Origin of the sequence: Lysobacter antibioticus (assembly GCF_000731095.1) — a bacterium.
Taxonomy (GTDB): domain Bacteria; phylum Pseudomonadota; class Gammaproteobacteria; order Xanthomonadales; family Xanthomonadaceae; genus Lysobacter; species Lysobacter antibioticus_B.
The window spans coordinates 33,247-56,518 of record NZ_JMTZ01000015.1 but is presented as its reverse complement, the minus strand read 5'-3'; the positions used below and the strand labels follow the sequence as shown (position 1 = coordinate 56,518).

Sequence of the window (23,272 nt, the reverse complement as noted above, 5' to 3'; positions counted from 1 at the left end):
AGGTAACCAAAGAAAAATGCTTTTCTTTGAATCAAGGGCCCGCACGAGCGATGCATACGCAGGGCTCTACATACGGGACATCCATGTCCCGATGAAAAACGGCCCGCATCCTTGCGGGCCGCCCTCCGGGTCTTCGTTTGCCTTCGCGAGTCTTAAGCTACGCACAGCAACAGCAACAGCAACAGCGACAGCGACAGCCAAAGAAAAGGCCCGAGCCGAAGGCTCGGGCCTTTGCAGGCAGCTCACTGGCGACCGCAAGCGCGCGGTCGCCTACGGCTTCGAATCAGGGCTGGACGAGTTCGACGAAGCCCAGCATCTCGCCGGCGCGCGGTTGCAGGCGCACGACGCGCAGCGAACCGGTGTCGAGCTTCAGCTCGCCATCGCGGGCGATGTCGTGGCGGTGGACCTTGACGGCATCGACCACGTCGCGCGGATGCAGCTTCGGCCAGGTCTCGACGCTGACGCTGTCGCGATCGAGGGCGACGATGCGCAGGGCCTGCTCGCCGATGACCAGTTCGCCGCCTTCGACCAGGACCAGCGACTTGTTCGCGGGTGCATCGATGCCCGGCGCGCTGAATTCGACCAGCGACACGTTGTCGCGCTGGCCGTCGTTGCCCACGTCCTGCACGCGCAGGAAACCGCCGGCCACCGGGAATACGTCCGAACGATTGAGCTTGAGTTTGCCGAGCCAGCGCTTGTCCTCGCTCCATACGTCCAGGCGCACGTCATGGCGGTCGAAGACGTTGACCAGGCCGAGTCGCGTAGTGCTGTGCGAGGCGGTGCGGCCCTGGATGATCTGGATGCTGTCGCTCATGCTGGCTCCTGCCTTCTTGGCGGCGTGTGGATACTCGTGCGCGTCGACGCGGGATAACAGCGCAAGACCCAGTATCGCGGCCGTGACGGCCAGGAAAAGTCTGTTGTTCATCTGCGTGATCGCCTGGATGGGAACGGCAACGGCATGTAAGCACTTGGCCCAGGAACGCGCAAGCCGCACGGGTGTGCGGCTTGCGCATGGATTCAGCAGGGGTGCTTACTTGGTCGGCGTCGAATTCACTTCGTGGTACAGCTTCTGGTAATCGCTGTACGGCATGTCGACGTCGCTGTGTCCCCAGGGATTGTCGAGCTTGATGCGGGTGTTGCCGTCGGCGTCGGTGTAGACGTCCTCGACCCGGTAAGCGTGACCGCCGACCGCGCCGTAGTCGGCGGCCAGCTTCTTCTGTTCGTCGTTCCAGCCGTCCGAGCCGGCGGTCCAGGCGACCACGGCATCGCCGTTCTTCAGCTTGTCGCTGAGCTCGCTGGAGTCGTACTCGGACGGGCTTTCGGTGCTCGAGTCGCGGCCCAGGATGGCTTCCTGCACGTCGGCCGGGCTCTCGCCGTCGTCGTAGGTCTTGTAGCCGCCATCGGCATACTGCGCGTAGGCCTTCTCGATGATCGCCGGCCACACTTCGCCCTGACCGTCCTTGCCCATGTCGCCGATGTCGGCGGCCTTGCCGTCGAACGGGCCGGCGACGGTCACTTCCTTCTTATCCCAACCGGAGCCGATGCCGAAGAAGCCGTTGTCGTATTCCTTGAAGGTGACGGTATAGGTGCCGTCGCCGTTGTCGCGGATCATGTTCTTGAGCACGTCCGGGTTCTGCGCCGCGATCGACTTGATCGTCGACAACACCGCGCAGCTGCCGTAGCCATCCTGATTGACGTCGTTGGGATCGATGGCGTTGCTGTCGCCCTCGCCTTGCACGAACGGCGTTTCGGTGGCGTTGGCCTTGGCGGCCTTCTCGTGATCGATTTCGGCCGGCAGGTTGACCGGCTGGTAGGCGTAGAAATTGGCGTTGCTCAGTTCCATGAGTCTGCTCCGGGGGAAGCTGTCGAGGATTCCGGCGCAGATTACGTAATGATGAAGGCTCGCAAAACTAGGGCCTACCCCAGTAGGGATTGCCCCAGGATGCGTTGCCGACGCGCGCCGGATCGACGATGAGTCGGTGCGCCGTGCAGCGCTCGTTTCTGCCGCGAATCGCCCGCGGTGCTTGCGATTCGGCGACGCGGGCCAGAGGCCGCGCGACTGCGAAAAACATCGATGCGATGGATAGGGAGCGCCGCATCGGCGAACGCCCGCGGCGCCGATGCCCGCGATGGAGACTGCCGCCGAACAGGGAGTATCGCCGGTCCCTGTTCGGCGCGGCCGAGATCAGCCGCCGCCCGATTGGCCGCGGCCCTTGGTGGCGGTGGCGACTCCCCACACGGCGTAGCCCGATGCCAACAGCCAGCCGCCGGCGATGTAGCCGACCACGGCTTCTTGCGTCGTGGCGAGTTTCTGCGCGCTCTGCAGCAGGTTGTTCCAGGAGTTGCTGGCCTTGACCAGACGGCTGGACTCGCTGGTGATCGCGCTGTTGGCGGGGCTGAGGCTGGTGAAGCCGTTGTACATGCTCACCGCGGCGCCTTCGACCATGCCCTCGGCCGCGCTCAGCAGCACGTCGCTGGCGGTGATCTTCTTGCCGGTGACGGCATCGGTGATGACCTCCGAAACCGCCGAGCCGACGAACCCGGTCGCGGCGCGGGTCAGGGTGCGGAAGGCGATCGTCTTGGCCGTGCCCCAGGCGGCGGCATCGCCCATCGCCGCCGGCATCGACGCCAGGCCGTTGAACCCGCCGGTGACCGCGCCGCTGAGCGCGCCGACGCCCATCGCCGAGAAAAAGCCTTTGGCGGTGAAGTCGCGGCCGTGCATGGCGTCGTACTCCAGCCCCTGCATGCCGGCGCCGGAGATGGCGCTGGACGCGGAATTGACGACCACGCTGAGCGCGTTGCGGGCCACCGCGGTGGCGGTCTTGAGCGGGACCGAGGCATCGACGGCATCGGCGCCGGCGCCCGCGGCGACATCGGTGGCGCCGCCGGCGCCGGCCAGGTCGATCTCGGCATCGATCGCCTCCGGCGCGGCGGCGCCGTCGGTCACCACGCTGAGCGCCAGTCCGCCCACGGCGACGGCGACCATGGCCACGCCGATGCCGACCTGGGCCCACAGCGAGATGTTGCCGGTCGGGTCGACGTAGTTGAGCGGGTTGTCGCTGGCGAAAAGGTAGGGGCTGGCGAACTGGCGCGCCGCATCCGGGGCGAGGAAACGCATCAGCGACGGGTCGTACAGGCGTGCGCCGAAGTCGTAGAGACCGCTGTCGGAGTCGTATCGCTTGCCGGCGAACAACAGGTTCCACTCACTCGCAGCGGAGCTCGCACTGGACAACACCGCGCCGAACGGCGCGTAGTCGAATGCGTGCTGTGCGTTGCCGGCGGCGTCGAATACCGCCCAGACGCTTTGCTGATAATCGTTGACCGGATAGCGCAGGGCGCCGTCGTGCACCGCGACCAGTCCGCCCGGACCCCAGACGCAGACCTGCAGCGCGTCGCCGTTCCAGACCATCAGCGGGGCCGAGCCGGCGCCGTAGAAGCAGATCTGGCGCGTGGCGCCTTGTTGCCGCAGCGCGCAATGGTTGTTCATGCCGCGTGCGTAGCGGATGGTGTCGAAACCCGGCGAGGCGACGGTTGCGGTCGAGAACAAGCAGGGGTCGTAGCCGATGTCCAGGCCGCGCCATTGCGAGGGCGCGCCGTCGGCGTGGTACTGGAAGGCCGCGGCGGGGCCGCTGCCGAAAGTCGCCGCGGCCAGCCGGTTGTTGCCGGGGGTGCACGGTGTCGACAGCGTTACCCCATCGGCGGTGGAGGCCCAGATGTTGCCGTTCGCGTCGATGCTGTCGATGCTCAGGTTGCCGGTGTCGCCCGACACCACCGTGGCCGTCGCCAGGCGTTGCTGGCCGTCGTAGACGTAGTTGGTCTGGCGCGTGCCCGTAGCGATCGCGGTGGCCAACTGGGTGGTGCGCTGTTGCACCAGGCGGTCGGGGGTGTAGCTGAAGGATTGCGCGAATGCGACCGCGCCGCCGACGCTGGCCTGGTGCAAGGTCACGCAGCCGGGCGAATCGTAGTTCCACAGTTCCGACAGCGCGCCGCGGACCGCCGTCTGCAACTGGCCGTTGGCGGTCCAGGTGTAGCGGGCGATGGCATCGGGCGCGTCGGGGGTGCCGATCGAGACGATGCGGCCGAGATCGTCGTAGACGTAGACGATGGCCGGCAGCGGCGCGCCGTCGGGCAGGTCGATGCGCACCACTTCGTTGAGGTTGTTGTAGGCGAAGCCCACCGTCGCATCCTGGCTCGCGGCGCCGTCGATCTGCAGGCGCGCGGTGATCGCGCGACCGAGCCCGTCGTAGCTCCAGGACTCGACCACGGTGCAGGCGCCCAGGCCATCGCCGGGATCCGGGTTATAGGTGGTCGTTTCCACCAACTGCCCGAGTGCATTGGGGTCGCTGCCATCGCCGTCATAACGATAGACGCGTCCGGGCACGGCACCGTCGGCCGCGGCGGGCCAGGCGGGGTCATCGAGGTAGGGGCTCAACGCGGCCGGATCCCAGGCCGCTTCGAGCACGCCTTCTTCGAGCACGCGGCCGAGCGCGTCGTAGCGGCGATACAGCAAATACTGTTGACCGGAATCGAGCGCAGGCTGGACGAACCGCAGTTGGCCCTTGCCGTTGTAGAGCACCTGGGTCTGGCCGGTGTCGGAGTCCTGATAGCTCGCCACTTGTCCGAGCGGATCGACCACGGTGGTGCGCACATAAGCGCTCGGGTCCGATTGCGGCGCCGTGGTGAATGCGTTCGGCAGTTGCAGCGAGATCGTCGTCGCCGCGGCGCCGGCATCGGCATAGCCGGGCAAGGCGAGGCTCTGTCCGGCCTGCTGGCCCGACTGCCCCGATTGCACCATCGCGGTCGCGCGCTGGCTGGTGTCGACCAATTGCCGCGCGCTGTATCCGCCGGGCGAGAGGCTGGTGGTCGCGTAGAAACTTCCCGGCGGAACCGGATCGGCCGCGGTGCTGGCGCCGTAGGCGGTGCGTATGGTCTGGCGCTGCGATTCCGGAATGCTGAGGAGGTCGTGGATGGCCAGTTGCAATCCCGGCTGGCCGCCCTCCACCGCGCGCGAGCTCGCCGCCGTTTCGTAGCGCGAGCCGTAGTACGGATAGCCTTGATCGTTCGAGCGCGTGCCGCCGTTGTCGCTTTGCCCGGCGTAATAATCGGCCACGTCGCCTTGCATGAGCCAGCTGTCCGAGGTTGCCGCAAGGAAGGCCGCGACATCCAGGAAGGCGGGCCGGTAGGTCAGCATCGGCGCCTGCGCGCCGCTGCCGAAGCTGCCCGGTGCCGCCTTGGTGCCGGCGAGCAGACGGTCCAGCCCGTCGTACACGGAGGCGGCGACGAGGCTGTCGCCGCCGTTGCGCTGCTGGGTCTGGCGCAGCCGCGCGGCGCCGTCGTTGTACGTCAGCAGCGTGCGTGGATCGGCGCCGAATCCGAGTTGGCTGATGCGCAGCGCGTTGGGGCCGGTGTCGAACGCGAACCCTTGCGCGGGTGTGGTGGCGGCGGCCGCGCTGAACACCACTTGGCCGTCGACGAAGAACAGGGATTGGCCGCCGCCGAGCAGCAGCAACCATTGCCGGCCCAGGCCCGGCGCCGATGCCAGCGGCGCGGGCCCCGCGCTGCCGTCGGCCAGCGTCCAGGTCCAGCCCGCGGCGGCGCTCCAGGCGATGCGTTCGCCGCCGCCGAATTGCAGCGCCAGGGTGCCGGCGGGCGCGGCCAGGGGCTTGAGTTCGATGAAGAAGGCCACCGAGTCGGGCTGGTTTCCGCCCTGCCAGGTCAGGGTCGCGGGCGTGGTGTTTTGTTTCAGCAGGGTGCCGTTGCTGCATTGCCAGTCGGCGGCATCGCTGGGCGCCCAACGGGTCTGCCAATCGTTGCCGTTGCGGAAGGTTTCGGTGTTGCCGCCCTGGGCGAACTGCAAGGTGAGTTCGCAATTGGGGCTGGCGTCGTCGAAAACGTCCTCGGCATTGCCCAGGCGCGACAGGAAACGCAGGTCCAATTCCTGCCATTGGCCGTCGGCACCGACCGCGCCGAGGGTCTGGGCGAAGCGGTCGTAACGGATGAAATCGCAGGCGCCGGCGAGGTTCATGCTCGCGAGCAACAGCCGCGTTGAGGCCTGCCAGGATTGCACGGTGATATCGCAGCCCACCGGAATCAGCAGCACGCCGTCGAGCAGTACCGCGCCGTTGCCTGGATTGGCGATCGCCAAGCCGACGCTGTCGCAGCCCTGGGGCAAAGCGACGATGTCGCTGAGGTAGCTCCATTCGCCCTGGGTGTCGGGCAAATCGAAGGAAGACGAAGTCGCGCCCGCGGTGACGGTGATCGCGCCGCTGCCGCCGTCGTAACCGGGTGCGGTCAGATAGCGCAGCGCGAACCGGTAAGCGGTTCGGCCAGCGCTCGGCGTCACCGTGGTGGAGACGCTGCCGGCGACCGCCAGCGACAGGCTTTGTTCGCCGAGCCAGGCTTGTTGCGGATCGGCCTGCGTGCCGCTCAACTGCCAGCCATCGGTGCTTTCGTACGTCTGGAAGCCGCACCAGGCGCACTCGCCGGCGACGGCGCCACGGAACACGGCGATCGGCAGGCCGCCGCCATCGGCGGAATAGGTGGTGGCACTGGTGACGCCTGCACCGTCGGCGTTCTGCAACACCGTGCCGTCGGCCGCGCGCGTCTGGATCAGGCTCAGCGACTGCCAACCCGCCGGTATCTGTCCCGGCGTCCAATCGGCGAACGGAAATGCATCGCTGCCGGCGGTCCAGCCGAAATCGGCGGCTTCGGCGAGCGTGCTCACGCCATCCCACAGCGTCGGCCAGGTCGACAACGCCATCGCCGAGACCGAGGTGGTGACGCCTGCCTGGGTGGTGCGTTGTTCGATCTTGGAGGTCAGATCGTTGAGCGTGCAGCTGACCGCATAGGCGTCGCAGGCATAACGGTAGTCGATGGTGTCGACCTCGCTGTTGCCGGAGCCGTCGACGACGCTGGACTGGACGCTGACCGGTTGGCCGGAATAGGGCGCGGACAGGCCCGCGGGGACATAGGAGGTGGTCCGGCTGGAGGCCACGCCGTCGGCCAGTTTCTGCTGCGCGGTCTGCACCACGTAGGCGCCGTACAGCGTTCGCACCGGCACGCCCGGATCGGTCGGGTCGCCGGCGCGTTGCACATAGGCGGTCCATTGATTGGTGATCGAGCCGACCTCGCTGCCGCTCGCGTCGAGCGCGGTCACGCTGTAGAGCAGGCCGTCGAGCATGCCGTACCAGTCGTCGCCGGTGACGATCTGGTTGCCGTTCAAGTAACGGCTGACGACGCAGCCGTTGGCGCTGTCGGCCGCGTCGCCATCGGGATAGACCGTGGATTGGTAGTACTTGACGATGCTGCCGGTGGCGTCGCAGGCGGCGCTGCTCGCATCGAACACGTAGGCCGTGGTCGAAGACTCCGACAGGCCGTCGTCGAGGGCGATGCTGCCGACCGGCCAATCCTGGATCGGGCCGAGAATGCCGTTGCCGGCATAGCGATTGAGGTTGACGCTGGTGGCGGCGTCGAGGCTGCCGGCGCTGCCCGGATAAGTGAAGAACGCCATCGGCCCGCCGGGCCAGGTGCCGGCGCCCTCGCCCTGCTGTTGCGCGGTCCACATCGCCTGTTCGCCGAGCACCTGGGCACCGCCGAAGACTGCGCCGTTGCGCAACACGAAGGCCGAGGTGGCGCTTGCGGTGCCGCCCGGAACGCCCTGGTCGTAGAGCGAGCAGGCGATGAAGGTCGGTCCCTGGTTGAGCAGCGAGGCCGAATTGAGCACATACGGGCCCTGCCCCGGCGCCGCGGTGTCGATCAGGGTTTGCAGGTCGGCGATGCTGGTGGCGACGGCGTCGCCCCAATCGGTGGCGACGCCGCGGAAGAACAGCTGGGTGCCGATCGCCAGATAGTCCGGACTGCCGGCGCCGACCCAGTTGGCGGTCGCGGCATGGCTGTTCGGAATGCTGAGTCCGCCGACGCTGGCGGGTGCGCCGAAGGCGTCGGCGGTGGGGTCGTAGCCGAGCACCTGCGCCGAGGGCATGCCATTGCTCTGCACCAACACCTGCACGACGTAGTCGGGGCCGTAGCCGTAGCGCTGTTCGGCGTTGGTGGTGCCCACCGGCACCATCGCGCTGTTGATCGACCAGCTGGCGCCGTCGAAGCGGGCCACGTTCGCGGCCACGCAGACCATCGAATTGGCGACGGTGGTCGGTGCCCACGAGGTCGGGTGCTGGGCGGAAAAATTATCCGTGCACGAGAACTTCGTCGCCGGCTGGGCGAACTGGTATTGATCGTTCCACTGCACCAGCCACAGGTCGTAGTTGTTGCGGTTGGTGCCGGCGACCAACAGATGCGAGATCGCCAGCAGGGAGGCGTCGCCGGCCAGCGCGATCGAATCGATGCTGGAGATGGAGAAGCCGAGTGCCAGCGGCGTTGCCGAGTGCCACTGGCCGCTGGCGTCGAGCCAATCCAGATTGACGTTGGCGCCGATGTCCACGCTGGCGACGTGGTCGTGGCCGCTGGCGAACCAGCGGTAGCTCAAGCCGGACTGCTGCTGGTAGTTCCAGTTCTGCCCCGGCCAGTACCAGCTGAACCTCACCGTATCGCAGGTCTGTTTGGCGGAGTTGGACTGCACCGCGAAGGCGAAGGAATCGCCGGCCAGGATCTGCACGCTGCCGTTGCTGTTGTTCCAGCTCCAGGTCGGCGAGTTGAGGCCGCCCGAGCCCTGGCCGCCCGAAGCGGCGATCCATCGGCCGGGGCTCGCCATGTCCTGGCGGAACAAATGCAGATCGGTGGTGGTGCTGGTCAGATACGAAACGGCGATGAAGTCCTGGCTCGCCTGCACCGACAATCGGTTCGAGGTGGTCTGCCCCTGGCTGCCGTCGAGCAGCAGCGGCGAGTTGCCCTCCGGCGGCCACACCGTCCATTGGCCGTTCCAGGTGTAGACCTGCATCGACAGACTGCCTTGGCCGTCGTTGCACCACAGCACCACGGCGTAGTCGGGGCCGAACCACACCCGCGCGTTGGAACCGTTCGGCATCTGCGGCGGCGGGCCGGCGGGCAGGGTGCGGTCGCAGATCGCCAGCGCTTGCTGGGTGTACTCGTAGCTCGCGCTGCCGCCGCTGGGCCAGACGATGCGGTTGAGCGCGCCGAGATTGCCGTCCGACCCGCCGTCGAGCACGTAGCCGTAGCGATAGCCCGGCAAGGAGTCGCCGTCGGCGTTGCTGAGCGTCATGGAAGTGAGCAGGCGCTTGCAGGTATCTCCGGAGGTGCCTGCGACATTGGCCACCGGCGAGCCGGGCAAGGGCTGGTACTCGAACTCGACCGCGAACAACGGCGCGCCGCTCGGCTGCAACACGTCGATGGATGCCAGATACAAGGTCTCGTAGCAGTCCTGGAAACCGTTAGGGTCGGTATTGGGGACGGCCTTGTGCGGGTCGTCGTACTCGCGGGGGCTGGAAGGCGTGGCATCGCTCCACAGTTTTTGCCCGTAGTTGAACACCACGCTGCGGCCGAACACGTCGTTGATCAGGCCGAGGTAGCAGGCCTTGGTGTAGGGCTTGCCGCCCTCGGCCACCAGTTGTTCGACCTGGTCGAGCAAGCCCGCGGCGTTGCGCTCGAAACAGTTGTACGCGTAGGTCACCGACTCGCCGAAGATGCTGTAGACGCGCTGCAGGTGCCAGGCGCGGGCGAACTGGCGCTGGCCTTGGGCGAGGCTGCTGTTGCCCTGCCACAGCGCGCGACCGTTGGCGTCGGTCCACTGCACGCCCCATTCGATGCTGTTGCCGGCGCTGGTCGCGTAGCCGGCGTCGGTCGCGGCGACGCCGCCGCCGAACGACATGCGCTGGCCCGAATCGTTGGTGACGCACCAGCGCTCGTAGCGAGGGTAATACAGCACCTTCCAGAATCGGTAGCTGGCCAGTTGGTAGGCCTCGCCGCCGTCGGCGGCGACCAGGGCATCGCCCAGGCTGAGCGCGAACTCCTGCTCCAGCGCATCGTCCTGCAAGGTCCACGCATCGTTGCCGTCGACGACGACCACGGCCGTGGCGGACAAGGGCAATCCGCGCGAGACGAACTCGTTGCGGATCGCCGCCGGCACGGCCTGGCCGCCCTGGAGCTGTGAGGCCAGGGTCGGGTCCATGGAGAACAACGGCGGTGCGGTCGGGTCGAACACGATCGCGCTGGCGTTGCCGCTCACCGACAAGGTGTAATTGCGCTGGCCCGGGGTGGGGCAGTTGCCGTCGTCCATGCGGATCTGCGCCAACGGCAGCGTCCAACCCATGCCGAGCACGCCGGTGGGCTGGTCGCGGTTCCAGGTCATCGCCTGTTGATTGACGTTGCTCTGGTACTGCATCGTCAGTTGGATCTGCAGGCCGTCGTTGTTGCTGCGCCCCGGCAGCGAGAACAGGTCCTGGGTGTAGTTCACGTCGCCGCGAAACAGGTTGACGCTGTTCTTGAGCACGCCGACGCTGCTGGCGTCCATCTGGAAGGTGCGGATGCTCGGTGCGCTGGTGCCGGACGGACTGGCCATGGTGTTCTCCCTGAAGGTGCGCGCGGCCAGCGTTCGCGGCGTGGCGCGAGACGGTTTCGGTTAGTGCGTGGCGGGCGAGGCGACGGCCGGTGTGCTGTCCGCAGACGCCCTGCAGTGAGTAGGGCGCTTGCGGCGGGCCGTACGAGCTGTCGTCGCGAACGGCCGCTCGGCGCGCGCGTGGCGCGCCGCGGATCTTACGAGATGGTGCTGGTGTAACCGATGATGATGCCGCTGGCGTAGCTGTTGCCGTCGCTCTGGTGATTGCCGCTGTTGTCCTGCATCCAGGCCGAACCGTTGACCTCGGCATAGCCCTGGCCGGAGTTGCCCAGGATCAAGCCGGCGCCGAACGAGCGGACGTTGTGATCGGTGCTGCCATTGAACTGCACCTGGAAGCCGGTGAGCAGCAACAGGAAGCTGTTGTAGTTATTGTTGAATGAAATCCGCGTATCGCTGGAATCGTTCTGCAGGTTCGGCAGGGTGACCGCTTGGATGTTCAGCGAGGAATCGCAATTGACGATCAGGCCGCCGTCGACGGTCGCGGTGGATACGTTGTTGCCGTGGCCGTCGTACATCGAGGCGGCGGAGGTCACCGCTACGCCGTTGGAGGATGTCGATACGCCGGCGCGCGCGGCGATGTGCAGGATCTGGTGATTCGAGTTGCCGTACGACAGATCGAAGCCGGCCAGCGCCGCGGTGTCGATCAGTGTGGTCGTGCCCGGGATCGGATAGGACTGGCTGCTGCTGCCGTTGGACACGCCGTCGACGTTGGTGAACAACAGTTGCGAATCGGCCGCGCCGGTCCAGGCCAGCGCCACCAGTTCGATATAGGAATCGTCGACGTCCATGCTGTTGCCGCTGGAGTCGACCAAGGTCGCGTCGACGTTGACCGACAGCTGTTGCCCGCTGGCGCTCGGCGACAGGCTGATGCTGGCGGTGCGGATCCAGTGATCGCTGCTGGTGCCGTAGCTGAGGTTGAACGAGCGGATGCCCACCACGTAGGCGGCGATGTTGTTGGCGAACTGGTGGGCGAAGGTCTTGCCGGGGCGCACGGTTCCGGAAGCGATCTCTAAAGCCATGGGACTCTCCTTGGCAGGGGCGGCCCTCGGCGAGGGCCGCGTTCACGCTGTGTGGAAAACAAGCGATTACCGCACCGGGATCGGACGCTGCTCGGGCGGTAGGAGACAGGCGCAATCTCCATGCATCGGGGATCGGCGCCGGACGACGGTTGCAACGGCGGTTGGCTGTCGGATCCTCCGCGGGCCGGCGATTGTCAAGGTGAAACGCCGCCGCAACGGCGAGGCGGCCATGGTCGCGCCAGCGGGATTCGAAACTGCAGGCGATTCACCGGAACGAACTTGCGTTCGGTCAAATATCGGGCGAATCGGTGGGCCGCGAAGCGACGTAATCCGCGTTTGCGGCAGGCGACGAGCGGTCGAGTAATCGCAAACGCTCGCATCGATTCTGGTCGATACGCTCGACGACAGCGACGAAAAATCCGATGGCGGTGAGCCGGGAAAGCGATTCGCTATCGTTGTCTCGTGCGCTCGTTTCCGCGGTGCCGGCGTGTGCTCGAAACGATGGCCATTCGACCGGGTGAAGGTCGACGCCGCGAAATGACGGCCGTGATTGAGGCACTGATGGATGCCGATGGTCTACGTTGTCGCGCAAGCAAATCCCTCGCGCTGACGAAGCGGTCGACCTCGTGCTTGCGTCGGGCGCTTTCCCCTTCTTCAAAGGGGGCAATGGATTGCGCGCTCGTTGTTGAATACGCCTTTGCAGGCGTAGCCGCACGCGGCGGCCGCTGCCCATTCAGAAACGCCGGACCGCGAGTGCCGAGACCTGCGGCCAGCAAGCGCTCACCGCGTCGATGGCGGACGTTGGCCGGCCTGCGCTCGGTTTTGCGTAATTGAGGTCGTTCAGCTGTGGCCGGGGCCTGCGCCCGGTTCGCGGCGCGGGCGCTGGGGCGCCCCCCGACCAGGAGAGGCGAGATGGGCTTTCGATTAGAAGAAAAGACCTTGAGCAGCGGCGAAAAGGTCACGCTCGTGCATTGGGAAAACGAGTCGCCGACCAAACACGGGGACACCTTGCAGAACCGGACCTGGAAGGACAGCGATACGCGCTCCGGCCTCGGTTTCTACGACTCGACCTCGGAGTACATGCACAACGACTGGGCGCAGAAAAACATGTCGCCGCAGGGCGTGACCGTGCCCGACGCCGGTTCGTTGCTGCTGTACCACCATGCCGAGACCGACACCTGGCACAGCGCGGATGCCTTGGATATCGACCATGTCGATCAATGGAAGGACCACTTCGATACCTTGAAAGTGGCCAGCCACGCCGACGCGCACATGGCCTACAACGACACCAGCAACCTGCGCCTGCTGCCGGCGCCGGTCAACCGTGCGCGCGAGGCCGCGTTCCGGATCCTCGAAGAACACGGCGCCGATTCGCCGCAGTGGCAGGGCTGGGTCGAGAAGCGCTTCGGTTTCGATGCCGACGCCGACCGCCCCGGTTTCGATCCCGACAACGACGGCGCCAAGCGCAAGCGCACGACCATGGAGCAGCCGTGGTCGGCCGACGACGGCCGCAAGGGCCTGAGTTTCGACGCTGCGGTGTTGGGCAAGTGGTACGAGTCGAAACTGGAGGAGTCGCATGTCGACACGGTGACCTTGAAGAGCCCGACCAGCGGCAAGATGGTCCCGGTGCCGCTGTTCTACTGCGCCGCCTCCGGACAGTTGTGCACCCGCGACGCGCTGGATATCGACCACGAGATTCCGTTCGAGCTGCTTGCCAGGAAGATGGAAGAGCACGGCGGGCCCGACGGGCTCAGCAAGGCCGACGCGCTGGACGGCTACAACGAGACCAGCAACCTGCGTCTGGTCGGCCGCAGCGTCAACAGCTCGCACGAATACGAGATGGGCGAGGATGGCGGCTACCGCGACGACGAAGAGCCCGAGCAGCCGGGAGAGTTCGACGGTCTGATCGCCAGCGACGACGAAGACGAGGAGCTGTCGGCCGAGACGATCAGCGAGTTGCAGTCGCTGGGTCGGAACTATCGGGTGCCGGAGACGCGGGTGGACCAACCGGGCCATCGCGACAACGATCTGTACCAGCAAGCTTTGGGCTGCCTGGAGAACTCGAACGTGGGCCAGGGCATGAGCGAATCCGAACGCAAGAACGCCGCCGGCACGCTGACCTTGGCGGCGAAGAATTTCAATCTTGCCTGCATCGACGCGGTAGCGACCGACAACCAGGACAGGTCCAAGCTGTTCGCGATCGAAGGCGATCCCCGAAACGCCAACTACGTCTGGGTGCCGGTCGAAGGCGCGAAACAGCAGAGCCTGGAGCAGAGCACCGTGGGCTTGAACCAGTTGGCCTACGAGCGCGAGCAGCAGGGCCAGCAGCAGACCCAGCAGCGGACTCAGAACGCGATGACGATGTGATAGTGCGAGGGTAAGGCGGCCCGGCAAGCCTCGGTGCGGTCGCATCGAGGCCGCGATGCCCCGGCGTGCCCTGGCAGGCCGCCCGGCGATGTCCTGTGATCCTGGGTTCGTCCCTTCCCACCCCGCTTTCGTCGCCAAGGGCTCGGTTTCGTCGCATCGGCCGATCCGGACCCGGCGATAGCTCCTATGCTCCACCGCATCGACGATGACGGGTCCGGCAAACGCCCGCGACCGCGTGCGGGTCCGGCCGGGGAGGCCGGGTCATCGAGGCGAATGCCAGCGATCTTCCTGGACGGAGCGGCTACGGCCCAGCCCGCTCGAATGCCCAGGCCGTCAACCTACTGCAAGGACTTGCGTGAGAACTATCGGAAAACTGATCGGCGCCTTCATGGTCGCCGCGACGATGACGCTGTCGGCGCCTGCGGCGTCGAGCGACGTGCAGCCTGCGGACAGTCGCTTGCTCGGCACGATCATGGCTTTGGACTGGGCCGTATTCGACGCCTTCAATCACTGCAGTGCGCCCGATAAGCTGCAGAAGCACGCCGACTATTTTTCGCAGGACGTCGAGTTCTATCACGACACCGGAGGCGTGACTTGGTCCCGGCAGGAGATGCTGGCAAATACCGAGAAGTACGTCTGCGGCAAATTCCGGCGCGAACTCATTCCCGGTTCGGTGACGGTCTTTCCGATCAAGGATTTCGGCGCCATCGAAATGGGCTCGCACCGGTTCTGCCAGTTTTCCAGCGGCAACTGCGACGGCCTGGCCGATTTCACCATCGTCTGGAGCAAGCAGGGCGGCGACTGGAAGATCACCCGCGTCCTCAGCTACGGCCATCGGTCCAGCAAGTAAGTCGCTTCCGCTCCGGCGTGTATCGGGGCGGAACGACAGCGTGTTGTGCCCGCGGCGATCGGGTTCGCGGCTCCCCTATTTTGTAGGCGGCGGCCACCGCGTTGTTGGGAGCCGACGCGGACGGGTTCGTCGTCGAGCCGGCAGCGAGCAGGAGAGGCCTACGGGCTTCTCTCCGTTCGCCCCTCAGCCATGGATCGCCGGATGCCTTGCCAGCACGGCATCGAGCAGGCTCATGCGCAGGCGGATCATGTCTTCGCCCACGGCGACGACCTTGGCGCGGCGGTGCGGGTGGTCCTGCAGCAGGCGGTTGATGATGTCGCGCATGACCAGGGCGTGGTCTTCGTCCTCGCTGACGTGCAGGACGAAGAAGTGCAGTTGCTCGTTGCTGTAGCCGGCCGCGCGCAGGCCGTCGAGGATGCCGCCGTACAAGGTCGGCACGATCGCTTCGGCGCCCAGGCACAGGGCCGCCAGGCCGTCGAGCGGGTCGGGCGAGCGGCAATAGTGGAACATGCTTTCGATCAGCGCCGTGGTTTCGGCCAGGATCGGCGCACTGCGCGGCTGCACGCCGATCTCGCCCAGGCAGCGGCGGTACAACTCGGCGTGGGTGACCGCATGGGGCCGGTCGAGACCGGTTTCCTCGACCAGGTTCATCGCCAGCGCGCGCACGTCCTCGTTGCTCGGCATGCGCGACATCAGCGCGCACAGATAGCGGGTGAAGTGTTCCGAGTAATAGCTGTGCTGGACCAGGAACGCACGCAGCATTTCCAGTGCGCGCTCGCCTTCGCGGCAACGGCGCAGAAAGGGATGGCGCTCCAGTTCGAGCAGCAGGCCCGGCGGGAACAGGTCGTCCCACAGCGCGGGCGGCGCGTCCGGGCGGGCATGGATGTCTTCGATGACGTGCATGGCGTTCCTTTAGGATCGTTGCGTTGTGTGGGAAGGGCGGTGGACGGGCGGCCAGGCCGCACCGGTGCGTTTGCGGACGAGGTCGGCATAGGCCGCGCCGAGGCGGCGCGTGATCGGCCCGGGGGCCCATTCGGCCACGGTGCCGCGCGCGTCGACGACGCGGCGGATCGGCGCCAGGCCGATCAGGGAATTGGTCATGAAGGCTTCTTCAGTGTCGCCGAGCCGCGCGTAGGCCAGCGGACGTTCGGCATGGCGCAGGCCCAGCGCGGCGGCCAGTGACAGCACGCAGGCGCGGGCGATGCCGGCGAGCGGGCCCTCGCTCAAGGGCGGGGTGATCAGTTCGCCGTCGAGCACGAAGAACAGGTTGCTGTAGGCGCCTTCGCAGACCTGGCCGCGCGCGTTGCACAGCAGCGCTTCGTCGGCGGCGTGGGTCTGCGCCTCATCGAAGGCCAGGATCGAGCCGAGGTAGTTCGCGTGCTTGCAGGCGGTCGGTGACTGATCCGGCAGGAGGTGAATGCGCTCGCTCGCGAACAGGGTCGTGCCCTGCTCGTGGATATGCGGCTCGTAGTAACGCGCCGGCAGGCAGGCGGCGACCCAGGTCGGCCGATGCGCGCCGCTGCAGGACAAGCCGGCGCTGCGGCCGCGGCTCATCCACAGGCGCAGGGTCGAGGACGGCTCCTTGCAGGCGCCGATCACCGCGGCCGCGGCCGCGCGCCAGTGCTGTTCGGACGGTGGGTCGAGGTAGCGCAAGGCGCGCGCGCCGTCCTGGAGCCGCCGCAGATGTTCGTCGAGCAAGAAGGGCATGCCGTCGTAGACCGGCAAGGTTTCGAACAAGCCGTCGCCATAGAGAAAGCCGCGGTCGAACACCGAGACCTTGGCGTGCTCGGCATCCACCAGATGGCCGTCGAGCCAGATCATCGTTGCCAACCCCAGGTGCGGCGCAGTTCCAGCAGCATCAGGCGGTCCTTGCGCAGCGCGCCGAGATCGGAGTCGGCCGGGCCGGTGAAGTGTTGCCAGCGCGCGAGCAGGCTCCAGCGATCGTCGAGTCGGTATTCGAGATTGGCGAACCAGGCGCGGCCGCGACCGTGGGTGGTCTGCAGCAAGCCGATGTCGCCGCTGAGGTCGCCTTCCAGCTGCGCGCGGGTCAGGCCGAGGTAGAGCGCATCGCTGTCGGCGTGGTTCTGGAACCAGACTGCGCGATTGGCGCGCAGTACGAAGTCCGGCTGCGCGCCGGGCGAACGGGTTCGCTCGGCGCGCCGGTGTACGTACTGGGCCAGGCCGAGCCAGCCGCCGTCGAAATGGCGCTCGAGGCCGAGCACGGCATAGAAATGATCGCCGAGGCCCGGCGGCGGTGGCCCCTCGAAGCGGGTGTCGGCCAGTTCGCCGCGCAGCCCCCAATGCTCGCCGAGCGAAGCGCTGAAGTCGGCGCCGAGCACGCGCACTTCCGCCTGCGCTAACTGCGGGCCGGCGGCATAGGCGAAGGCGGGCAGGATGGAGTAACCGCGCACGACGCTGAGCGAGGCATCGAGGCCGTTGCCGGCGTAGTCCAGGCGCAGCGCATCGGTCGACCCCGGCGCGCGGATGCGGTCGCCATGCAACGAAGGGACCGGCTTCCACAGTGAGGCCGGCAGGATGCTGGCGCGCAACTTCGGTATGTGCAGCGCCGCCAGCGACCAGCGTTCGTGCAACTGCAGACGTGCCGAGAGCAGATCGATGCCCATGCGGTCTTCGTCGATGTCGCTGACCAGCGCGCGCATATTGCGTGGGGAAATATTGTCGGTCGGGTTGAGGCGGTCGGCGCGGCCCCAGACCACAATTTGCCGCCCTGCGCGTAGTTGCAGCGGGCCGTGGGTGTATTCGACGAAGCCCTGGCGCAGCACCGGCGCGTCGTCATAAGCGAGCTGACGGGTGCCGCCCACGGCTTCGATCAAGCCGCGCCAGGCCTCGCCGCGCAGTTCGCTGCGCAGCCGCGCCGCCAGGCCGAGGCGCGAGCCGACATCGTCGAGGTCGCGGCTGCCGCTGGCGGCCAGCGCGGCGCCGGAGGCGGTGCCGGTCCAGCGCACGCCGTCGACAGCATTCTCGGGAACGTCTTCGGTGGCGGCTTGCTCTGGCGCGGACTCTGCGGCCTCGGCCGGCGCGACGACGTCCACGCCGGCCTGCGCCATCGCCGGCAGCGAAGCGCAGTACGCAGCGGCGACGGCGGCGGCGAGGGTCATACGGCGCATCACTGGCCCAGGCGCGATTCGATGAAGAGGTCTTCGCGCAGGGCGCGGTTGCTGTTGACGTTCTTCAGGGTCAGCACCGAGCTGCGGCCGCCCTTGGCCGCGACCATCTCGCGGCGGGTGGCGATGAGCTTGCCGGGCTGGTTGGCCACGGCGACGTGGCCGGAGATGGTCTGGCGCTTGAACTCCTGCCCGGACTTGTCGAAGTAACGTACCGATACCGCGGCGAAATCGTTTTTGCGCACGGTCGCGACGAGCTTGGAATAGCCGAGCGAGGCCGCGGTCTTGGCATCGCGCGGCACCGACTGCACCACGTAGCAGGTCGCGTTGGCGCAGGGCTCGTCGGCGAGCAGGGCATGGGTGAAATCGGCGCTATCCTGGGCCATCAGGTCGGCGTAGGCGAAGTCCGAGCCCATGAAGCTGTCTTTCTTGTTCGAGGCCAGGATGCGCCGGGTCTTGCCCATGCTGGGGAAATAGATCCACAGGTCGTCCTGGCTGGCGGCGTTCTCGTGCACCAGCACCGCGGTGCCGGCGACGTCGGCCGGCGTGGCGAAGCGGAACAGGCGATGGCTGTCGACCGCGTCGGTTTGCAGCTTGTTGTAGACCACGCCGCCGCGGTTGCGCACGCGTTCGCCCTGGCGGATGCCGAGCTGGCTGTCGGCCTGCCAGTCGGCGACTTTCTCGGTCGCGCTGCTGCGTTCGAAGATCTGTTGCGCGCTCGGTTTGGCGCCGTCCTGGGCCGGCGCGGCCAAGGAAATAACTGCAGCAGCGACGCCCGCGAGCGCCGCGCCGGCAAGGCGCAGGGTGAGGGGACGGATCATGGGGTCTCCTGGATCGTGTGGGTCGACGAGGCGCCGTCGGCTTCGCGCGGTAACAGATGGCGCAACAGGCCGACGCGCTCCAGGCCCATCAGCACCGCGGGCGTGAACAGGAACTCGCACAGCGCGCCGACGCCGATCGCCAGCGCGGTGACGCCGCCGAACTTGGCCAGGCTTTGCACTTCCGACAGCATGTAGATGACGAAGCCGAGCACCAGCACGCTCGACAGCAGCAGCATCGCCAGGCCGGTGCTGGCGAAGGTGTCGCGCAAGGCCGCGGCCATGTCGTGCTTGCGCCGGTAGTGGTCGACGACGGTCTTGACGAAATGCAGGGTGTCGTCGTCGAGGATGCCGATTGCGATCGCCGACACCAGCAGGGTGAACGGGTCCAGGAACACGCCGCCGAAGCCCATCACCGCCAGGGCGATGGCCACCGGCACCAGGTTGCACAAGGCCATGGTCAGGCCGAGCGTGGCCGAGCGGAACACCAGCACCATCACCGTCAGCACCACGAAGAACGACAGGCCGATGCTGCGGATCTCGTTGCTGGCCAGGTAGTTGGTCAGGCGCGACCACAGCGGCACCACGCCGGTGGTTTCGATCGATCTGATCTGCGGCGTCTCGCGCAGGATCCGTTCGGCTTCGGCCTGGATGTCGCGGAACAGCGGCTGGTACTGCGAATCGGGCCGGTACTTCATGCGCAGGTTGATGCGCGCCTTGGCGTAGTCGCCGGTGACCAGACGGGTCAGCTCGTCGGTGCCGGAGGACTCGAACAGGATCAGCGACTCGGCCACCTCGGCGCGCGAGTCCGGGATGCGGTAGGCGGCCTTGTCGCCTTCGTGCAGGGCCTGGCTGATCTCCATCACCACGTCGGCGATGCTGTAAGTCTTCAGGCCGAGGGCGCCGTAGCGCGCTTCCAGCCGGTCCTGCAGCTCGCGCATGCGCTTGAGCACCGCCGGGTCCTTGATCGACTCGCCGCCGACGCCGGCGCTGTCGACGATCAGCTCCATCGAGGCGGCGCCGCGCAGGGTCTGGTCGACGTAAGTGTAGGAGCGGTAGATGTCGGTGTGGGGCTTGAACAGGCCGACGTAGTAGTAGTCGGTGGTGACGCGGGCGACGCCGAAGCCGGCGACCGCGATCAGCCCGGCCAGCACCAGCAACAGCAGGCGCCAGCGCCGGGTGACGAAGTCGGCGAGCCAGTGCATGCCGCGCACGCGGCCGTCGAGCAAACGCGCCGCGCGCTGCGCATCCGGCAATAAACGAAAACGGCTCAGCGCCAGCGGGATCAGCAGCCAGCCGATCAGCAAGGACGCGACCAACCCCGCCGCCATCGAGATGCCGATGCCCTGCACCGGCCGGATCTCCGACCACGAGAACGACAGCAGCGCGCCGGCAGTGGTCAGCACCGACAAGGCGCTGGCGCCTGCCGAGTGGCTGAAGCCTTCGACGATCGCCGCGCGCAGGTCGCCGCCGGCGGCGTACTGGCGATAGACCTCGGCGAGCAGGAAGATGCTGGAACCGACTCCGACCGAGATCAGGAACGAGGGAATGATCGCGGTGAGCATGCCGATCGGCGCGCCGATCAGGGCGCTGACTGCCATCGCCACCACGATCGACAAGGACGCGACCACCAGCGGCAGCAAGGCGACCGCCCAGGAGCGGAAGATCAGCCAGAACCCGACCGAGACCAGGATGAAGGATAGCGTGCCGAAGATCGCGCTTTCGCGGTTGATGATGGTGAACACGTCGGCGTCGATGATCGGCGCGCCGACCACGCGCATGTTCAAGCGCTTGAACTCCGGCGCCTGGGCCAAGGCGCGGATCTTCTTGGCCAGCTCGATCTTGTAGACGATTTCGCCCGGTCGGACCCCGGTCTCGGCCAGGATGCCGAGGTGACGGCCGTCGCCGCTGATCAGGAAGTTGCGGTAGTAGGGATGGGCCAGGGCCTCGCTGCGCTTGGCCGCCAGAGCCGCCGCGTCGAGGTCTTCGCCGAGGAAGGGGCCGACGTCGAGGCCGCCGCCGTCGACGCTGGCGATGTGGCGCACGTTGGCGAGGGTGGTGACCTTGTTGACGTTGTCCATCGCCTCGATGCGTGCGCCGAGATCGCGCACGTTGGCGATGAAGGCCGGCGTCCACTGCGCGGGCGCATCGAGCACCAGGAAGCTGTATTCGTCGCTGCCGAAGTCCGCCTTGTACTGGGTGTACTTGATCAGCGCCGGGTCGTCTTGCATGAAGAACGAGTCGGGCGTGTTGTCGAAGCGCAGCTGGGTCAGGGCCAGGCCGGACAACGCCAGCAACGCCAGCAACAGGATCAGGCAGGTGCGCGGGTAGGCGAGGATGCGGAGGATCAGGGGGCGCATGGGGGCTCAGCCGTGGGCGGCGATGTGTTCGGGAAGGGAGCTCGCACCGGTGATGCGGCTCAGCTCGGCGATCAGCGGATAGACGAAGCGCTCGCGCATCTGCGCCTCGTTCATCTGGCCCTTGTCGTAGAGGTAGACCAGGCGCAGATGGCCGCGGAAGGCGCTGACCTGCACCATCACCTCGCCCGGCGGGAACAACTGCGGGAACGAGTAATAGGTGCGCACCGGGATCGGGCCGAAGTGCTCCAGGCGGGTGTCGATCGGGCCGACGTTGGTGCAGATCAGGTTGGCCCGGGTCAGCACGTTGGCGGCGAAGCGGATCGTCGCCGCCTTCGGCAGCAGCAGCGAGCTTTGGAACAGCAGGCGGAAGCGGTACAGCTCGGACAGGATCTCGCCGTTCTTGAGTGCGTCCAGGCGTGCGTTGGCGCGCTGGATCACCGCTTCGTCGTCTTCGTTGGGGTCCAGTTCCAGCGTATACGGCACGGCCACGCAGTCGTACAGCTTGTGCACGCGCGGGTCGTCGACGAAGCGGCGCAGGCTGAAGTTGTCGACGATGCGCAGGCCGTGCTTGAGGCGTTTGCCCTGGCGGCCGGCATCGGCCTGCGCGGTGCGCAGCAGGGCGAGCAGCAGCAGCGGATGGATGGTGCTGCCGCGGCGCGCGCCGGCGGCCTTGAGCGCTTCCAGCATCGGCGCCGGCAACTCGATCATCAGCACGTCGGTCTCGCCGCTGCGCTTGCCGGAGATGAGCAGACGCCCGGCCGGCATGACCAGGTCGTGGAAGAAGCCGGCCACGCCTTTCCAGGCCAGGCGCAGCGCCTCGGCGCCGCGCAGCTTGGCCAGGAACAGGCGGTCGTGGTTGTGCTCGGGCAGGTCGATCACTTCCGGGTCGAGCGGCAGCCCCGCCGAGAGGCGGCCGTAGGCCTCGGCGATGTCGCCGGAGAACAACTGCGCGGCCTTGCCGTCGGTGAAGGTGTGGCTGGTGAGGAACTGCAGGATGTGTTTCTCGGGCGTGCGGGTGTAGATGAAGCGGAACGGGTGGCCGCCGCGGGTCGGCACGCGTTCGTTCCAGGCATTGCCGAGCAACTCGGCGCGCAAACGCGCCGGGTCGACGTTGATGCTGCTGCGCTGTTCGATTTCGATCGGCAACCGCTGGGCCAGATGACGCCAGCCCAGGATCACGCCGCGCTGGTACTGGACCGAGCGCGCGCGCGGATGACGGTCGATGGTGTGCTCGATCGCCCGCTTCAGCAGGGCGAGGTCGGGCGCCGAGTCCAGCTCGATCCAGTCGCAGGAATTGGCGTTGCAGATCAGGTTGAGTTGAGCGTAGATCTGATTGAAGCGTCCAAGGCGAAAGTCGCGAGAGGTCGTCGGCGCCATGGGCTCAGCCCTCGTTGCCGGAGCGGTAGGGGAAGTCGTTCTTCTCCAGCTCGATCAGATCCTGGCGGCCGAGTTCGTTGAACACGTCCTCGACTTCGGCGCGGAACTCGTTGCGCAGGGTTTCGTTGTCCTTGCGCTTGAGGCCGTAGGCGCTGAGCCGCGCGCCGCGCGAGGTCGACGGCGGGCCGAAGAAGTTCAGGCCCTTGGCGTACCAGTTGGAGATCTTGATCCGCGCTTCGTTGGTCTCGCCCTTTTCGGCCAGGTAGGTGCGCAGTTCGGCGAAGCCGAAGCCGATGTGGCCGCGCTCCTCGCGCAGGATGGTCTGGTTGGCTTCGGCCCAGGGCTTGAAGCTGGCTTCGCAGAAGTTGCCGACCATGAACTTGCCGGCGCGGTCGAGGAACATGTGGTTCAACATGATGTCGATCCACTCGTTGCTTTCGTCGCCGACGCTGAGCGGGCCCTCCAACGAGGCGTCGTGCATCGGCCGGTGGGCGCGGCCTTCGGCGATGGCGATGGCCTGCTTTTCCGGAACGCCCATGCGCTCGAGCAGGTTATAGATCAGATAACTATGGCGCGCTTCCTCGGCGATGATCTTGGCGAACACGCGGCGGCGCTTGTAGTCGGGCGCGTTGGCGATCCACTCGATGCCTTCGGTGGCGGCCTTTTCTTCGGAATAGGCCTGGATCGCCATCAGCCGGATCAGCTCGTGGCGATACTCTTCCGGCACGTTGGGCAGGTCGGGAAAGTCGATCGAGCCGGGGGCGTAGTCGAACGGCGCGGCGTGGGCGTCGGCGATGGCGGTAACGGTGCTGCTCATGCGGAAGTCCT

Annotated in this window: 13 protein-coding genes; 2 read left to right on the top strand and 11 right to left on the bottom strand. The window is 66.9% G+C overall.

Annotation, left to right across the window (positions count from 1 at the left end; all coding sequences use genetic code 11):
- Window positions 1-283: 283 nt before the first annotated feature.
- From EX88_RS0106670 to EX88_RS0106650, 4 genes are all read right to left on the bottom strand, one after another.
- Window positions 284-814: a hypothetical protein gene (locus EX88_RS0106670; RefSeq protein ID WP_031371227.1), complete on the bottom strand. Its 531-nt coding sequence runs from the start codon at window positions 812-814 to the stop codon at window positions 284-286.
- 216 nt (window positions 815-1,030) lie between these two features.
- Entirely contained in the window at window positions 1,031-1,843 is an 813-nt protein-coding gene (locus EX88_RS0106665; RefSeq protein ID WP_031371226.1) for a C2 family cysteine protease, read from the bottom strand.
- Window positions 1,844-2,185: 342 nt separating this feature from the next.
- Window positions 2,186-10,471 carry an RHS repeat domain-containing protein gene (locus tag EX88_RS0106660; protein WP_152566135.1) on the bottom strand — a complete coding sequence of 2,762 codons (8,286 nt, stop codon included), beginning with the start codon at window positions 10,469-10,471 and terminating at the stop codon, window positions 2,186-2,188.
- Window positions 10,472-10,665: 194 nt separating this feature from the next.
- Entirely contained in the window at window positions 10,666-11,547 is an 882-nt protein-coding gene (locus EX88_RS0106650) for a hypothetical protein (protein ID WP_152566134.1), read from the bottom strand.
- A 912-nt stretch (window positions 11,548-12,459) separates the two neighbouring features.
- On the opposite strand from EX88_RS0106650, the gene EX88_RS0106645 reads away from it, so the two are divergent.
- Together EX88_RS0106645 and EX88_RS0106640 are read left to right on the top strand one after the other, a co-directional pair.
- Window positions 12,460-13,914 (top strand): XVIPCD domain-containing protein, encoded by a 1,455-nt coding sequence (locus EX88_RS0106645; RefSeq protein WP_152566133.1) that lies wholly within the window; start codon window positions 12,460-12,462, stop codon window positions 13,912-13,914.
- A 355-nt stretch (window positions 13,915-14,269) separates the two neighbouring features.
- Window positions 14,270-14,764, top strand: a complete 495-nt coding sequence (locus tag EX88_RS0106640; RefSeq protein WP_235186210.1) for a nuclear transport factor 2 family protein — start codon at window positions 14,270-14,272, stop codon at window positions 14,762-14,764.
- Window positions 14,765-14,947: 183 nt separating this feature from the next.
- On the opposite strand, the gene EX88_RS0106635 is transcribed toward EX88_RS0106640, so the two are convergent.
- The 7 genes from EX88_RS0106635 to EX88_RS0106605 are packed head-to-tail and all read right to left on the bottom strand — an operon-like array spanning window position 14,948 to window position 23,261.
- Complete coding sequence (locus tag EX88_RS0106635; RefSeq protein ID WP_051884636.1) at window positions 14,948-15,667, bottom strand: TenA family transcriptional regulator; 720 nt, start codon at window positions 15,665-15,667, stop codon at window positions 14,948-14,950.
- Between the two features lie 9 nt (window positions 15,668-15,676).
- Window positions 15,677-16,585 (bottom strand): aminotransferase class IV, encoded by a 909-nt coding sequence (locus EX88_RS0106630; RefSeq protein ID WP_031371220.1) that lies wholly within the window; start codon window positions 16,583-16,585, stop codon window positions 15,677-15,679.
- Complete coding sequence (locus tag EX88_RS0106625) at window positions 16,582-17,883, bottom strand: DUF1302 family protein (protein ID WP_031371219.1); 1,302 nt, start codon at window positions 17,881-17,883, stop codon at window positions 16,582-16,584. Before EX88_RS0106625 ends, EX88_RS0106630 begins: the two co-directional genes overlap by 4 nt.
- 8 nt (window positions 17,884-17,891) lie before the next feature.
- The gene (locus tag EX88_RS24385; RefSeq protein WP_051884635.1) at window positions 17,892-18,710 is read right to left on the bottom strand and encodes an outer membrane lipoprotein-sorting protein; all 819 of its coding nucleotides are present in this window, start codon (window positions 18,708-18,710) and stop codon (window positions 17,892-17,894) included.
- Window positions 18,707-21,067, bottom strand: a complete 2,361-nt coding sequence (locus EX88_RS0106615) for an efflux RND transporter permease subunit (protein ID WP_031371217.1) — start codon at window positions 21,065-21,067, stop codon at window positions 18,707-18,709. The genes EX88_RS24385 and EX88_RS0106615 overlap by 4 nt, the downstream gene beginning before the upstream one ends.
- Before the next feature lie 6 nt (window positions 21,068-21,073).
- Complete coding sequence (locus EX88_RS0106610) at window positions 21,074-22,444, bottom strand: hypothetical protein (protein ID WP_031371216.1); 1,371 nt, start codon at window positions 22,442-22,444, stop codon at window positions 21,074-21,076.
- 4 nt (window positions 22,445-22,448) lie between these two features.
- Window positions 22,449-23,261 carry a Phenylacetic acid catabolic protein gene (locus EX88_RS0106605; RefSeq protein ID WP_031371215.1) on the bottom strand — a complete coding sequence of 271 codons (813 nt, stop codon included), beginning with the start codon at window positions 23,259-23,261 and terminating at the stop codon, window positions 22,449-22,451.
- Window positions 23,262-23,272 lie beyond the last annotated feature (11 nt).